General features: G+C 72.0%; 14 protein-coding genes. 6 read left to right on the top strand and 8 right to left on the bottom strand.

The window, feature by feature from the left end:
- Positions 1–109 precede the first annotated feature (109 nt).
- Positions 110–622: a peptide-methionine (S)-S-oxide reductase MsrA gene (gene msrA / locus ORI94_RS15880; RefSeq protein WP_266075769.1), complete on the bottom strand. Its 513-nt coding sequence runs from the start codon at positions 620–622 to the stop codon at positions 110–112.
- A 183-nt stretch (positions 623–805) separates the two neighbouring features.
- Here msrA and ORI94_RS15875 point away from each other — a divergent pair, with 183 nt between their 5' ends.
- From ORI94_RS15875 to ORI94_RS15865, 3 genes are read left to right on the top strand one after another with little or no spacing between them, the layout of a single operon-like run.
- Positions 806–1,249 carry a helix-turn-helix transcriptional regulator gene (locus ORI94_RS15875; protein WP_266075767.1) on the top strand — a complete coding sequence of 148 codons (444 nt, stop codon included), beginning with the start codon at positions 806–808 and terminating at the stop codon, positions 1,247–1,249.
- Positions 1,250–1,259: 10 nt separating this feature from the next.
- Positions 1,260–1,673: a VOC family protein gene (locus ORI94_RS15870; RefSeq protein WP_266075765.1), complete on the top strand. Its 414-nt coding sequence runs from the start codon at positions 1,260–1,262 to the stop codon at positions 1,671–1,673.
- A 58-nt stretch (positions 1,674–1,731) separates the two neighbouring features.
- Positions 1,732–4,131: an excinuclease ABC subunit UvrA gene (locus ORI94_RS15865; protein ID WP_266075762.1), complete on the top strand. Its 2,400-nt coding sequence runs from the start codon at positions 1,732–1,734 to the stop codon at positions 4,129–4,131.
- 58 nt (positions 4,132–4,189) lie between these two features.
- Here ORI94_RS15865 and ORI94_RS15860 read toward each other — a convergent pair whose 3' ends face one another.
- Complete coding sequence (locus tag ORI94_RS15860; protein ID WP_266075760.1) at positions 4,190–4,642, bottom strand: ATP-binding protein; 453 nt, start codon at positions 4,640–4,642, stop codon at positions 4,190–4,192.
- A gap of 685 nt (positions 4,643–5,327) precedes the next feature.
- On the opposite strand from ORI94_RS15860, the gene ORI94_RS15855 reads away from it, so the two are divergent.
- A complete protein-coding gene (locus ORI94_RS15855) occupies positions 5,328–6,515 on the top strand; it encodes a S1 family peptidase (protein WP_266075758.1) in 1,188 nt (395 codons plus the stop codon).
- Between the two features lie 290 nt (positions 6,516–6,805).
- On the opposite strand, the gene ORI94_RS15850 is transcribed toward ORI94_RS15855, so the two are convergent.
- Positions 6,806–7,402, bottom strand: coding sequence for a snapalysin family zinc-dependent metalloprotease (locus tag ORI94_RS15850; RefSeq protein WP_266075756.1), 597 nt, complete (start codon positions 7,400–7,402; stop codon positions 6,806–6,808).
- Between the two features lie 275 nt (positions 7,403–7,677).
- Between ORI94_RS15850 and mgrA the strand changes: the two genes are divergently transcribed.
- The gene (gene mgrA, locus ORI94_RS15845; RefSeq protein WP_266075754.1) at positions 7,678–8,721 is read left to right on the top strand and encodes an L-glyceraldehyde 3-phosphate reductase; all 1,044 of its coding nucleotides are present in this window, start codon (positions 7,678–7,680) and stop codon (positions 8,719–8,721) included.
- Positions 8,722–8,812: 91 nt separating this feature from the next.
- The gene (locus ORI94_RS15840) at positions 8,813–9,295 is read left to right on the top strand and encodes an MSMEG_6728 family protein (RefSeq protein ID WP_266075752.1); all 483 of its coding nucleotides are present in this window, start codon (positions 8,813–8,815) and stop codon (positions 9,293–9,295) included.
- A gap of 117 nt (positions 9,296–9,412) precedes the next feature.
- Here ORI94_RS15840 and ORI94_RS15835 read toward each other — a convergent pair whose 3' ends face one another.
- From ORI94_RS15835 to ORI94_RS15815, 5 genes are read right to left on the bottom strand one after another with little or no spacing between them, the layout of a single operon-like run.
- On the bottom strand, positions 9,413–10,699 hold the full coding sequence (locus ORI94_RS15835) for an ABC transporter substrate-binding protein (protein WP_266075750.1): 1,287 nt from the start codon (positions 10,697–10,699) through the stop codon (positions 9,413–9,415).
- Positions 10,696–11,838, bottom strand: a complete 1,143-nt coding sequence (locus ORI94_RS15830) for a branched-chain amino acid ABC transporter permease (protein WP_416237830.1) — start codon at positions 11,836–11,838, stop codon at positions 10,696–10,698. The genes ORI94_RS15835 and ORI94_RS15830 overlap by 4 nt, the downstream gene beginning before the upstream one ends.
- The gene (locus tag ORI94_RS15825; protein WP_266075748.1) at positions 11,831–12,727 is read right to left on the bottom strand and encodes a branched-chain amino acid ABC transporter permease; all 897 of its coding nucleotides are present in this window, start codon (positions 12,725–12,727) and stop codon (positions 11,831–11,833) included. Before ORI94_RS15825 ends, ORI94_RS15830 begins: the two co-directional genes overlap by 8 nt.
- Complete coding sequence (locus ORI94_RS15820; protein WP_266075746.1) at positions 12,724–13,527, bottom strand: ABC transporter ATP-binding protein; 804 nt, start codon at positions 13,525–13,527, stop codon at positions 12,724–12,726. The genes ORI94_RS15825 and ORI94_RS15820 overlap by 4 nt, the downstream gene beginning before the upstream one ends.
- On the bottom strand, positions 13,524–14,336 hold the full coding sequence (locus tag ORI94_RS15815; protein WP_266075744.1) for an ABC transporter ATP-binding protein: 813 nt from the start codon (positions 14,334–14,336) through the stop codon (positions 13,524–13,526). Before ORI94_RS15815 ends, ORI94_RS15820 begins: the two co-directional genes overlap by 4 nt.
- Positions 14,337–14,492: the final 156 nt, after the last annotated feature.

The following is a 14,492-nucleotide window of genomic DNA, read 5'->3' as shown; positions in this document are numbered from 1 at the left end:
CGGAGCGGCGACCGAGCCTGCCGAGGCCGGTCCGGGGCGCCGCTCCGGGCACCGGCGGCCGAGCGCCGGGGCTCCGCACCGGAGCCCCGGCGCCGTACACCTCGGCGGCTCAGGCCTCCGCGCGCCGGGGCAGACGCCAGCCGGGACGTACGAAGTGGCAGGTGTAACCGTCCGGGTACCGCTGGAGGTAGTCCTGGTGCTCGGGCTCGGCCAGCCAGAACGGGCCGGCCGGTGCGACCTCGGTGACCACGGGCCCCGGCCACAGGCCCGACGCGTCGACGTCGGCGATCGTCTCCTCGGCGACGCGCTTCTGCTCGTCGTCGAAGTAGAAGATGGCGGAGCGGTAACTCAGCCCGATGTCGTTGCCCTGCCGGTTCCTGGTGCTGGGGTCGTGGATCTGGAAGAAGTACTCCAGGATCGTGCGGTAATCGGTGACCGCCGGGTCGTAGGTGATCTCGATCGACTCGGCGTGGGTACCGTGGTTGTGGTACGTGGCGTCGGGGACGTCGCCGCCGCTGTAGCCGACGCGTGTGCTCAGGACACCCGGGAACGTGCGGATCAGCTCCTCCATGCCCCAGAAACAGCCGCCCGCCAGCAGCGCCTTCTCCTCGGTCCTCGTCATCTCGTCTCGCCCTTCTGCCGCGTCCTTCGACGGACACGTCCGCCTCGCACTCATGATCCCGCACGGCCGCGGCCGTACGCGCACCGGTCTCAACCATGCCGGGCCCCCTGTTGTTCCGTCCACGCCCGCCCGCGCCCGGGATCACGCCCTGGCCGGACAGCCTCCGTGTGTACGATTTCGCACATGACCGGCACACCCGCCCCGGCACAGCGGCTGCGCGATCTCGCGCGGCTGCGCCGGGTCCGCGACCGGATCGACCGGGAGTACGCGCAGCCGCTGGACGTCGAGGCGCTCGCCCGGGGCGTGCACATGTCGGCCGGGCACCTGAGCCGGGCGTTCCGGGCCGCGTACGGCGAGTCTCCGTACAGCTATCTGATGACGCGGCGCATCGAGCGCGCCATGACCTTGCTCCGCCGCGGCGACCTGAGCGTGACCGAGGTGTGTTTCGCGGTGGGCTCCTCGTCGCCGGGCACGTTCAGCACGCGCTTCACCGAACTCGTCGGCATGCCGCCGAGCGCCTACCGGCGCCTGGCCGCGGACGCCACGGAGGGGATGCCGGCGTGCGTGGCGAAGCAGGTGACCAGACCGGTCAGGAATCGAGAAGCCTTCAGAGCCGGGGCCCTCTAGCGTGATCTCCATGGACATCACCATTCACGCGAGCTTCCTCCCCCACGACGACCCCGAGGCATCCCTGGCCTTCTACCGCGACACCCTCGGCTTCGAGGTGCGCAAGGACGTCGGGTACGGCGGCATGCGCTGGATCACCGTCGGTCCCGCCGGCATGCCCGCCACGTCCATCGTGCTGACCCCGCCGGCCGCCGACCCCGGTGTCACCGACGACGAGCGGCGCATGATCACCGAGATGATGGCCAAGGGGACCTACGCCGGTCTGCTGCTGGCCACCGACGACCTCGACGGTGTGTTCGCGAAGCTGCAGGGAGCCGAGAGCGCCGAAGTCGTCCAGGAGCCGACCGAGCAGCCGTACGGCGTGCGCGACTGTGCCTTCCGTGACCCCTCGGGCAACCTGATCCGCGTCCAGGAGGTGCGCTGAGCCCGTCCCCGGCCACGGATCGGACCACGGAACACCCATGAGAGGACGGGGGCCCAGCATGGCCACAAGAACGAGGACGCAGCCACCGGCACCGCACGGCGCCGACAGCCACGAACTGATCCGCGTGCACGGCGCGCGCGTGAACAATCTCAAGGACGTGAGTGTCGAGATCCCCAAACGCCGGCTGACCGTCTTCACCGGCGTCTCCGGCTCGGGCAAGAGCTCGTTGGTGTTCGACACGGTCGCGGCGGAGTCGCAGCGGCTGATCAACGAGACGTACAGCGCCTTCGTGCAGGGCTTCATGCCGACCCCGGCACGGCCCGACGTCGATGTCCTCGAAGGGCTGACCACCGCGATCATCGTCGACCAGCAGCGGATCGGTTCCGACCCGCGCTCCACGGTCGGCACCGTCACCGACGCCCACGCGATGCTGCGTATCCTCTTCAGCCGGCTCGGCACTCCGCACGTCGGCCCGCCCAGCGCGTTCTCCTTCAACACCGCCTCGGTCCGGGCGAGCGGGGCGATCACCGTCGAGCGTGGCGACAAGAAGGCGGTGAAGGCGACCTACGAGCGCACCGGCGGGATGTGTACACGCTGCGAGGGCCGCGGCAGCGTCTCCGACATCGACCTCGGCCAGCTCTACGACGACACCAAGTCGCTGTCCGGGGGCGCGTTCACCATCCCGGGCTGGAAGTCGGACAGCTTCTGGACCGTCCGGGTCTACGCCGGGTCGGGCTTCGTCGACCCGGACAAGCCGATCCGGGAGTTCACCGAGCAGGAGATGCGGGACTTCCTGTACCGGGAGCCGGTCAAGGTGAAGGTCGACGGCGTCAACCTCACCTACGAAGGGCTGATCCCCAAGATCCAGAAGTCGTTCCTGTCGAAGGACAGGGAGTCGATGCAGCCGCACATCCGGGCGTTCGTGGAGCGGGCGGTCGCCTTCACCACCTGCCCCGAGTGCGACGGCACCCGGCTGAGCGAGGGGGCCAGATCGTCGAAGATCGAGGGCGTCAGCATCGCCGACGCCTGCGCGATGGAGATCCGGGAGCTGGCCGAGTGGGTCCGCGGACTGTCCGAGTCGTCGGTGGCGCCGCTGCTCACCTCGCTGGGCGGCACCCTCGACTCCTTCGTGGAGATCGGGCTCGGATACCTCGCGCTGGAGCGGCCGTCGGGCACACTGTCGGGCGGCGAGGCCCAGCGCGTCAAGATGATCCGCCATCTCGGCTCCCCGCTCACCGACATCACGTACGTCTTCGACGAGCCCACCATCGGCCTGCACCCGCATGACATCCAGCGGATGAACGACCTGCTGCTGCGGCTGCGGGACAAGGGCAACACAGTGCTGGTCGTGGAGCACAAGCCGGAGACGATCGCGATCGCCGACCATGTCGTCGACCTCGGCCCCGGGGCCGGTACGGCGGGCGGCACCGTCTGCTTCGAGGGAACCGTCGAAGGGCTGCGGCGCGGTGACACGGTCACGGGCCGCCACTTCGACGACCGGGCGTCACTCAAGGAGTCGGTGCGCAAGCCCTTCGGGTCGCTGGAGATCCGGGGGGCGACGACGCACAACCTGCGCGGTGTCGACGTAGACATCCCGCTCGGCGTGCTCACCGTGGTCACCGGTGTCGCCGGTTCCGGCAAGAGTTCGCTCGTGCACGGGTCGCTGGTCAAGCGGTCGGGGACCGGCGACGAGGGCGTGGTGTCGGTGGACCAGAGCCCGATCCGCGGCTCGCGGCGGAGCAACCCGGCGACGTACACGGGGCTGCTCGAACCGATCCGTAAGGCGTTCGCCAAGGCCAACGGCGTCAAGCCGGCGCTTTTCAGTGCCAATTCCGAGGGCGCCTGCCCCACCTGCAACGGTGCCGGTGTCGTCTTCACCGACCTGGCGATGATGGCCGGGGTGGCCGGCACCTGCGAGGACTGCGAGGGCAGGCGGTTCCAGGCCTCGGTGCTGGAGCACCGCTTCGGGGGCCGGGACATCAGCGAGGTGCTCGCGATGTCGGTGGCCGAGGCGGAGGAGTTCTTCGGCGCCGGTGAGGCCCGTACTCCGGCGGCGCACCGGGTCCTCGGCCGGCTCGCCGACGTGGGGCTCGGCTACCTCACCCTCGGCCAGCCGCTGAACACGCTGTCCGGCGGTGAGCGACAGCGGCTCAAGCTGGCCGTGCACATGGCGGAGAAGGGCGGCGTATACGTCCTCGACGAGCCGACCACCGGCCTGCACCTCGCCGATGTCGAGCAGTTGCTGGGCCTGCTCGACCGGCTGGTCGACTCCGGCAAGTCGGTGGTCGTCGTCGAGCATCACCAGGCGGTCATGGCGCACGCCGACTGGATCATCGACCTCGGGCCGGGGGCCGGGCACGACGGCGGCAGGATCGTCTTCGAGGGCACCCCCGCCGACCTGGTCGCCGCCCGCTCCACCCTCACCGCCGAGCACCTCGCGTCCTACGTCGGTGCCTGAGACCCGGCTTCCCGGGCCGGGGACTCGCCGGCAGCAGGCGGCGCTTCCCCGGCCCGGGTCACCGGCCGCCGGTCTCCATGAGGGGGATCAGGGCCGTGATGCGTTTGCCGGTCGGCTCGGGCCGCACCTCCACCCCCCGGGCGACGGCCAGCACGATCTCCAGGCCGTGCCGGCCCACCCGGTCCGGGTCCGCGACCCCGGCCACGGGCAGGACGGTGCTGCCGTCCCGGACCATCACCTCGAGGGCGTCGCCGGCGATGCGCAGATCCAGCCGGACGGGGCCGGGCGCGTACTTGCGGGCGTTGGTGACCAGCTCGCTCACCACGAGCTGGGTGACCTCCACCACTTGGCTCGACACGGGCAGCCCGTCCTCCGTCTGAACGCGTGTCAGGAACACCTTGGCAAGCCGCCGGGCCTCCGCTATCCACGCGCCGTCGCCGTCCAGGGCGTAGGACGCCCGGCGCGGCGCGCCGGGCACCGGGTCCCCTCCGTCGACAGGAACTGGTTCCATCCGATCCGCCTTCACTCCCCGATCACATGGCGCGCCTACCCGAGATGCCCGGCCGCACTCCCCCGGACCCACGGCGGCGGGCCGGGCGGGCTCTTTCCTCCGGTTCCGGGAAACGTGCCGGGTGTGTCGACCTGTGTCGGGCACTCCCGACGAGGTGGCGGGCGCCCGGTGCCCGGGCGTCCACCGGTTCGGCCGGCTTCGGAGCACGGGCATCGGCGACCTTCGCCCGTCCACCGGTCCGCCCTGGCGGCACGAAAGGCCGGCCTGCTCCGGCGGCCCGGGCCCGGGCCCGGGCAGGTGTCTCGTCCCCGAGCTGTCCCGGCAGGCCGCGGTTCTCGCACGGGAGGCCGGGCTCCCTTCGTCGGGCGTGGTCCAGCGGAATGTGGAGAACACCCTGCGTGCCGTGTCCGCCGGCCCGGGGGCGGAACGGGCGGCGACGAAGCCGGTCCCACCCGCGTACACCGGCCCTCGGCAACGGCTGACCGACGGCAACCGGAACCGTACGTCCCACGGCACCCGGCAGCACCGTCGGCGAGCGGGCGGCCGGTGGGCGAGGCAGTGGATTCCGTCATTGGCATGGACCTGATAAGCGGGGCCCGCTAGGCTCGACCCGACTCGAATGAGAGCGCTCTCAGATTGCGTTTGTTCCACCCCCACCTTGCTGGAACGACGAAGGGCACCGTCCATGAGACGCACCAGACTCACGCATGCCTGCGTGGCCGCACTCTTCATGATCGGCAGCTGGACCGCGGCCGGCACTCTGCCTGCCTCGGCGAACGACACCCCCGGTTCGGGCTCCCCCGCCGCCTCCGCCACGTCGGTGGAGTCCGCGCCCGCCTCCACCGCCCTGTTGCACGCCATGCAACGGGACTTCGGCCTCTCCCCCGCCGAGGCCGAGGCCCGGCTCGCCGCTGAACGGCGGGCCACCGAACTCGAGCCCAAGGCCCGCAGGACCGCCGGACCGGCGTACGGCGGCGCCTGGTTCGACGCGAAGAGCGAGAAGCTGACCGTCGCCGTCACACCCGACGCCGACGCCGCCACCGTCCGCAGCCTCCGGTCCTCCGGTGCGGCCGTCCGTACCGTCGAGCACAGCGCCCGGCAGCTCGACGCGGCGGTGTCACGCCTGGACCGCCTCGACGCGCCGTCCGGCGTGAGCAGTTGGTCCGTGGACCCGGCCGCCAACACGGTGGTCGTGAACGTCGTCGGGGGCGAACGGGCCGACAACGATGTCCAGCGGTTCCTCTCCGAGGCCCGCGCGGCAGGACCGGTCACCGTGCGCACCGTGCGGGCGGCCGCCGAGACCTTCGCCGCGGGAACGGTGGGCGGCGACCCTTACTACACGGGCAACGTCCGTTGCTCCATAGGCTTCTCGGTCCACGGCGGCTTCGTGACCGCCGGGCACTGCGGCGGTGCGGGCGGCCAAGTACGGGGCTGGGACGGCTCGTACATCGGCAACTTCCAGGGCTCCTCGTTCCCGGGCAACGACTACGCGTGGGTCAACGTGGGCAGCGGCTGGTGGACGGTTCCGGTCGTACTCGGCTGGGGCACGGTCTCCGACCAACTGGTGCGGGGCTCGAACGAGGCTCCGGTCGGCGCCTCGATCTGCCGCTCGGGCTCCACGACCCACTGGCACTGCGGCACACTGCTGGCCAAGAACGAGACCGTCAACTACAGCCAGGGCGCGGTGCACCAGATGACGAAGACGAGCGTCTGCGCCGAAGGCGGCGACTCGGGCGGCTCGTTCATCAGTGGTGACCAGGCGCAGGGTGTCACCTCCGGCGGCTGGGGCAACTGCTCCTCCGGCGGCCAGACCTGGTTCCAGCCGATCAACGAGATCCTGGACCGCTACGGTCTGACCCTGCACACGGCGTGACCCGGCCCCACGGCCCGAGCGGCCCTCGACGCACGTAGTGCCGACGGCACAAGCCCCGCCCCCGGACGAGCGTCCGGGGGCGGGGCTTGCAGTGGAGCGCTGGGCAGGCCTTGCACCTGCATTTCCCCGCAGGAAGCGGGGCGTCTTTCCTTGGACCACCAACGCACGGGAGGGCTCCGGGAGTTCCGGCGCCTTGACCTGCGTCAACCATAGCCGCATTCGCCTCAGCAGTCACATCGGGCGGGTGAGCGGCGTGCGGGATGGTCCGGTGCGCACGGCGGGACCGGCGGTCAGTCCCTGATCGGCACGGCTCGAGGCGCCGACCCCGTCATCCCTGCCTGCTCCGTCCGTTCCGGGGCGCCGGAGAGGACACTCGCGAAGTTGTCCTCGACCTCCGCCTTCTCCGCCGCGTTCGGGTGACGGTTGGTGCACGCGGTTCCCGCACTGGAGCCGGACATCAGGCTGGAACAGGGTCCCGGCTTACGGTCCGGCAGGCCCAGGATGTGACCGAACTCGTGGGCCGAGATGCGGATCGTGTCGTAGCCCTGGTTCACGGCCTGGCGTCCGATGTAGACGGTGCCGTTGCCCAGGGTGCCGGGCAGGGCACGCGGCCAGCCGTTGTCCGCCAGGACCCGGATGTTGGCGCGCCGCCCGGACGCGACCGGGCGGAGTTCCACGGCGTCGACGCTCTCGTTCCAGATCGCCGCGCCCCGGTCCACGGCGGACCTGAACTCCGCGGAGCCGCTCGCGTCGTAGGTGAGCAGGCGGGCGGCCGACTCCTGCTCGGGTGCGCCGGACGGGGCGGCCACAGCCTGGCCGCCCCACAACAGGGGGGAGGAAAGCACCAGAACCGCGGCCAGGCTTCCGGTCAGCGTACGGATGTGCATGGTCGACCTCCTTGTGGGGGCAGGTTAGTCGTGCTCATGACACTCAACGCCTCTCTGCCCACCCGGCGAGGGCGGCAATCCGTCAATCGCCCCGCGTCGGCCCCGCACACCGGCCCCTGCCCCCTCACCGAGCCCGTGCCTGGCCCCTCGGTCCAGAAGCGGCACCGCCGAATCCCGTGAAGAGCACCGGTTGGACTTCCGGATCACGCGGGGGCACTGTGGGCAGGGCTCCCGAGTCCGTCGGACACCCCTGAATCGCACCCGGAGACCACCCGATGAACCACGTGATCAATCCCGAGCGCTACAACGGCACCATGCGCTACCGGCGCACCGGGCGTTCGGGGCTCGACCTCCCCCTGCTGTCCCTGGGCTACTGGCACAACTTCGGTGACGACCGGGCCTTCGGAACCCAGCGTGAGATCGCGCTGCGCGCCTTCGACCTCGGCATCACCCACCACGACCTCGCGAACAACTACGGACCGCCCTACGGTGCCGCGGAGGTCAACTTCGGCCGGCTGATGAAGCAGGACCTCGCCCCGTACCGGGACGAACTGGTGATCTCCACCAAGGCCGGCTGGGACATGTGGCCGGGTCCCTACGGTCAGGGCGGCGGATCACGCAAGTACATGCTCGCCTCGCTGGACCAGTCGCTGGAGCGGATGGGCCTGGATTACGTGGACATCTTCTACTCCCACCGGCTCGACGCCACCACTCCCCTCGAGGAGACCATGGGCGCGCTGGACACCGCGGTCCGCCAGGGCAAGGCGCTCTATGTCGGCATCTCCTCCTACGACGCCGAGCGCACCCGTGAGGCGGTCGCCGTCCTCCGGGACCTCGGGACTCCGCTGCTGATCCACCAGCCCTCGTACAGCATGCTGAACCGCTGGATCGAGACCGAGGGACTGCTGGACGTGGCCCAGGAGGAGGGCTTCGGGATCATCGGGTTCACGGCGTTGGCCCAGGGGCTGCTGACCGGACGCTATCTGGACGGTGTGCCGCAGGATTCGCGGGCGACGCAGGGCAAGTCGTTCGACACCGCGTGGCTGACGGACGACATGCTGCACCGGCTGCGCTCCCTCAACGGCATCGCGGCCCGCCGCGGGCAGACGCTGGCGCAGATGGCGCTGGCCTGGGCCCTGCGGGACCGGCGCGTCACCTCGCTGGTCATCGGCGCGTCCCGCACCGAGCAACTGGAGCAGAACGTCGCCGCGCTGGACAACCTCGACTTCAGCGACGAGGAGCTGGCAGAGATCGACGGGTACGCCACCGACGGCGGCGTCGACCTGTGGCGCGAGGCCCGTCTGGGCAACCTGGGCTGAGCCGCGGGGTGTGCGCCGCGGCGGAAGGGGAACTGTGGCGGGGTGGACCGCGTTCCGCGGCCACGGTGGCCCCGGCCCCCGGGAGGGCCCGATGCAGACCTTCCTGCCCTGGCCCGGCTTCCACCGGTCGGCGTCGGTACTCGACCGGCGCCGGCTCGGCAAGCAACGGGTGGAGGCCCTCCAGGTCCTGCGCGGCCTGATCGTGCCCGGCTACGGGTGGCGCCGGCACCCGGCGGTCCGCATGTGGACCGGCTACGAGGAGGCACTGGTGCGCTACGGCCTCGAGATCTGCCGGGTCTGGCGCGACCGGGGGCACCAGGACAGCTGCGCCGCCACGCTCGTCGCCGATCTGGCCACCGTCCGGCCCGGCGCACCGGTGCGCGGTCAGCGGGAACTGGCCGAGGCGGGTGAACTGCCACCCTGGCTCGGGGACGACGCCCTGCACCGCAGCCACCGCTCGGCCCTGCTACGCAAGGACCCGGCCTTCTACGCGGAGTGCTTCCCCGGGGAGCCGGACGACCTGCCGTACGTCTGGCCGGCCTCGGACCGTTCTCCCCGGGACCTCCCCGGCTGAGGCCGCCGTTCCGCCACGCTCGCACCACCCGTTCCCCCCTGTCCTGCCCCGAGCGCACGGACGCCCCGGCGCCCCCTCCGCGGGGTCCGCCGGGGCGGGCCGGACGGCGCGGTGCGCCTACCGGCCGGACAGGTACTCCTCGACGCCCGAGGCGGTGTGCGCGTCCTCGGCGTTCACCATGGCGCCCGTCGCCTTCGCGTCGGGCTTGAGGACGTACGTCTCGACGCTCGCCGGACGGTCGACGTCGGAGAAGTTCTGTGCGGTGCCGAGACCGGTGTCGGCGTTCTTCTGCGAGCGGTGCGCCCTGACGACGTCCTCGCGGCTGAGGCCGCCGGCGTCGCAGGCCGCCTTCAGGTCGGCGCCCATGAGCTGCGCCGCGTTGTAGCCGGAGAGCACCCCGGAGTCGACGGGCGAGTCCGGGTACTTCTTCTTGTACGAGGTCACCATGCGCTGGACCATCGGCAGCTCTGAGCTGACCGCGGGTGCGGCGCTCACCACGTGCAGCATGGCGGCCAGGGCCGGCGCGGCCGGGGTCTCCATCAGCTGGGGCGCGTAGCCCGGTGCGCTGCTGACCACGGGGACGCTCAGGCCCCGGGAGGCGGCGACGCCGACGAGGGAGGCCGTCTGGGCGGGTCCGGCGCTGATCAGGACGGCCTTGACGCCTTCCTTGCGCAGGGCGGAGACCTGTGCGGACAGGTCGGTGTCCGTGGCCTGGATCTTCTGCCCGGCGATCTTCAGTCCGGCCTGCTTCGCCGCCCAGGTGGAGCCTTCCAGCGCGTTGGCGCCGTAGTCGCCCTCGAAGTAGACGTGGCCGATGGTGTCGCCCTTCTTCACTCCCTTGGTGCGGGTGAGGAAGTCGACCGCGGCGATCATGTCGATGTCGTAGGTGGTCCCGAGGACCTGAATGGCGTCCTTCCCGAGCAGGGAGGCGGCCCAGGCCTGCGGGAAGGTGAGCACCTTGTCGCGCTCGACGTCGTCGAGCAGGGCGGAGACGACGGGCGAGCCGATGACCTGGGGCAGGGCGACGACGTCCGGCGCGATGTCGGCGTAGGCGGTGACCGCCTTCTGCACGTCGTAGCCGTGGTCCTTGACGACGATCTCGATCTTTCGGTCGCAGATGCCGCCGTCGGCGTTGGTCTCGTCGGCCCACATCTGCTGGGCCTGCACGATGCTCTTGCCGAGCGTGGCGTACGGGCCGGTGAGGTCGGTGAGGGCGCCCAGCCGGATGGTGTCGGCGCTGACGCCGGGGCCGGTGCGGACGCCGTCGGCGGATTCGCCGCCCCCGTTGCCGTCGTCCGCCTTGGAGCTGCACCCGGTGGCCGCGAGCAGCAGGACGAGGGCTCCGGCGAGGGCGGCGCCGCTGGTGCGGCGCCGGGTGCGGGACCGGTGATGCGTGGTGTTCACGGGGTGTGCTCCTTGGGTCGTACGGCTGCGGCCGGTTGCGGTGGTGTCTGGGCCTGGTCGGTGGCGGGGGCCCGGGGGCGTCGGCGCCGTACGCGGTCGCGGGCCCGGCGGCCCAGTCCGTGCAGGCCGTCGGGCGCGTACAGCAGGACGAGGACGATCGCGGCGCCGTAGAGGTAGCGGGCGGCCTCCGTGGGGCCGATGGAGCCGCCGCCCGAGCCGGGGGCGGCCACCAGGGGGAGCTGGTCGGCGTAGCGGGTCATGAGCAGCGGGAGCGCGGTGACGAAGACGGCGCCCGCGGTGGCTCCGGCGGCGGAGCCGAGCCCGCCGATGACGATCATGGCGAGGTAGTCGACGGAGAGGACCAGGGAGAAGTAGTCCGGGACGACCCGGCGGAAGGAGAGGGCGAGGAGAACGCCCGCGAGCCCTGCGTACATGGACGACACCACGAAGGCCGCCGAGCGGTGGCGGGCGACGTCGACACCCATCACGGCGGCCGCGGTCTCGCTGTCGCGCAGGGCGGCGAGCGCCCGGCCGGGGCGCCCGCGCAGCAGGCCGCGGGCGGTGAACCAGGTGACCGCGAACAATGCCAGGCCCAGGAACCACAGTCGTTCCTCCGCGCCGAACGGCACGCCGAGCACGGTGAGTTCGGGGCCGTCGGCGCCGAAGGTGAAGCCGCCGAGGCTGAGCGGGGGCACGGAACGGCCGTTGAATCCGCCGGTGATGCCGTCGGCGGTCAGCAGCACGTGGTGGCCGAGGAAGACCAGGGCGAGAGTGGCGATGCCCAGGTAGATGCCGCGCACCCGGGCGGCGACGGGGCTGAACAGCCCGCCCGCCGCGCCGGCCAGCAGCACCGCGAGGAGGGCGGCGAGGGAGGTCGGCAGTCCCGGGCCGGGCTCGCCCGCGAGCCAGGTGTAGCCGTAGGCGCCGACGGCGAGGAAGAAGGCGTGGCCGAGGGAGAGCTGTCCGGCGGTGCCGGTCAGCAGGGCGAGGCCGATGGCGCCGATGGCGGCCGCCATGGAGAACAGGCCGATGCGCAGCCAGAAGGCGTCCAGGTAGAACGGGGGGAGGCACAGGACGACGGCGAGGAGCACGATCCGTGCCCCGCGGCCGGTCAGGGCCATGGGGATGCGGTCAGACACGGGCTGCTCCCTTCGCGCCGAACAGCCCGGTGGGCCGTACCAGGAGCACCAGCAGCATCACGGCGTACGGGGCGACGTCGCCGAAGCCCTCGCCGAGGACGTGCAGGTCCGACTGGTAGCCGACGACCAGGGCCTCGGTCAGGCCGATGAGCAGGCTGCCCGCGAGGGCTCCGGTCGGGGAGGCGAGGCCACCGAGGATCGCCGCGGGGAAGGCGTTGAGCGCGATCAGGCCGGTGCTGCGTTCCAGGCCGGGTGCCGGGAAGGCGGCGAGGAACACGGCGGCGAGTGCGGCGAGCGCGCCCGCCAGGCACCAGGCGATCGCGCGGACCCGGCCGAGCCGTACGCCCATGAGGGACGCGGCCTCGAGGTCCTCGGCCGCCGCCCGCAGGGACAGTCCCCAGGGGGTGAACCGGAAGAGCGCGAACACACCGCCGATGACCACGGCGGACACCACGATCGCCGCGAGCCGGCTGTCGGCGACGGTCACCGGGCCGAGCTCGGTCACGGCGTCGCCCCAGGGGTCGCCGAGAGACAGCAGGTCGCCGCCGATGCGCCGGGCCAGGTCGGTCAGCAGGACGATGTCGATGCCGATGGTGACGATGGTCTGCACATGGGCGGAGTGCGCGTCCTGTCCGCCGCGTTGCAGCAGGAACCGGTCGAGGGCGCCCGCGAGGGCGGCGGTGGTCAGGACCGCCAGTGCCAGCGCGCCGGCGAAGCCGAGGTCGTCGTGGAGGACGGCGGTCAGGTAGCCGCCGAACAGGAGCAGGGAGCCGTGGGCGAAGTTGAGGACGCCGGACGCCTTGAAGATGACGACGAAGCCGAGGGCGACCAGCGCGTAGACCGCGCCGAGGGCGATGCCGCCGAGGACGGTGTCCAGGAATACGGTCATGCCGCGTCCTCCCCCCGGGTGTCGGTGCCGAGGTAGGCGCGCAGCACCTCGGGGTCACGGCGGACCTCGTCGGGGGTGCCGTGAGCGATGGACCGGCCGAAGTCGAGCACGGTGACGTCGTCGGCGAGGCGCATGACCAGTCCCATGTCGTGTTCCACGAGGACGATGGACAGGCCGAGTTCGGCCCGCAGTTCACCCACGACCTCGGCGGTGCGGGCGCGTTCGGTGGCGTTCATGCCGGCCACCGGTTCGTCGAGCAGGAGCACGCGTGGCTCCAGACAGAGGGCGCGGGCGAGTTCCACGCGTTTGCGGTCGCCGTACGACAGGAGGGCGACCGGGCTGTCGAAGTGGGCGCCGAGACCGGTCAGTTCGGCGATCTCGCGGGCCCGTGCGAGGTGCTCGCGCTGTTCGCGCACGGCGCCCGGCAGACGCAGGGCGGTGGCGGCGAACCCGGCGCGGGTCAGGGCGTGGCGGCCGAGCATCAGGTTGTCGGCGACCGTGCCGTGGGTGGTGACGATGTTCTGGAAGGTGCGGGCCACGCCGAGCGCCGCGATGCGGTGCGGGGCGAGCCGGGTCAGTTCGGTGCCGCCGAGGGTCACCGTGCCGGCGGCCGGGCGGCACAGGCCGGACAGCACGTTGAAGCAGGTCGACTTGCCGGCGCCGTTGGGTCCGATGATCGCGTGCACCGTGCCGGGTGCGACGGTGAGGGAGACGGTGTCGAGAGCGGTGAGTCCGGCGAAGCGCACGGTGACGTCCCGTACGTCGAGCACGGGCGGCTCGGTGGTGGTGCGGTCGTTCACGCCGCCCCCCGGTCCTCGGCCGCCCGGTCGCCGCCCGCCTGTTCCTCGGCCGCCTCGCCCAGGTAGAGGCGGCGTACGGCGTCGGTGCGGGAGAGCTCGTCGGCGGGGCCGGACAGGCGGGTCTCGCCGACCTCGAGGACATGGGCGTGGTCGGCGAGGGAGAGTGCCATACCCGCGTTCTGTTCGACCAGGAGCACGGCGGTGCCCTGGGTGTTGATCTCGCGGATCACCTCTGCGATCCGGTACACCATCTGCGGTGCGAGACCGAGGGACGGCTCGTCGAGGAGCAGCAGGCGGGGAGCGGCCATCAGTGCGCGGCCGATGGCGAGCATCTGCTGCTCGCCCCCGGACAGCAGCCCCGCGGCCTGGTGGGTGCGTTCGGCGAGCCGGGGGAAGAGCGTGAACACGCGCTCCCGTGCCTCGTGGACCTGGGCCCGGCCCCGGCGGCCGAGTCCGAGGCCGCCGCTGCGCAGGTTCTCGTCGACCGTGAGCCCGGCGAACACCCGCCGTCCCTCCGGGACCTGGACGACTCCGGCGCGTACCGCCCTCACGGGGTCCTTGCCGTCGAGCACGGTGTCGCCGTAGCGGATGCGGCCGGCCGTGATGGCACCGCGGTGCAGGCGCAGGGTGCCGGACACCGCCCGCAGCAGGGTCGTCTTGCCCGCGCCGTTGGCACCGAGCAGGGTGACGACGCCGCCGTGCGGCACGGTGAGGGACACGGAGCGGAGGGCGGACAGGGAGCGCCCGTACGTCACGTCGACGTTCTCGACGTGCAGTGCGGGCCGGTCGTCCGGTGGTGCTTCGGGCATCACGGCTCCTCGGGGCCGTACCGCACGGCGGCGACGGCTTCGACGGAAAGGGGAGCCCACGACAGCACGGGCGCGGGCAGGCGGAACAGACTTCCGGCCCCGCTCGCTGCGACGTCCCAACGGGGGCGCGCGGGGGTTGTGCGGCTGCCCAGGGGC

The organism is Streptomyces sp. NEAU-W12 (assembly GCF_026242095.1).
Lineage (GTDB): Bacteria > Actinomycetota > Actinomycetes > Streptomycetales > Streptomycetaceae > Streptomyces.
Note: the sequence above shows the minus strand (reverse complement) of the source record. Positions and strands in the feature narration are given on the sequence as shown.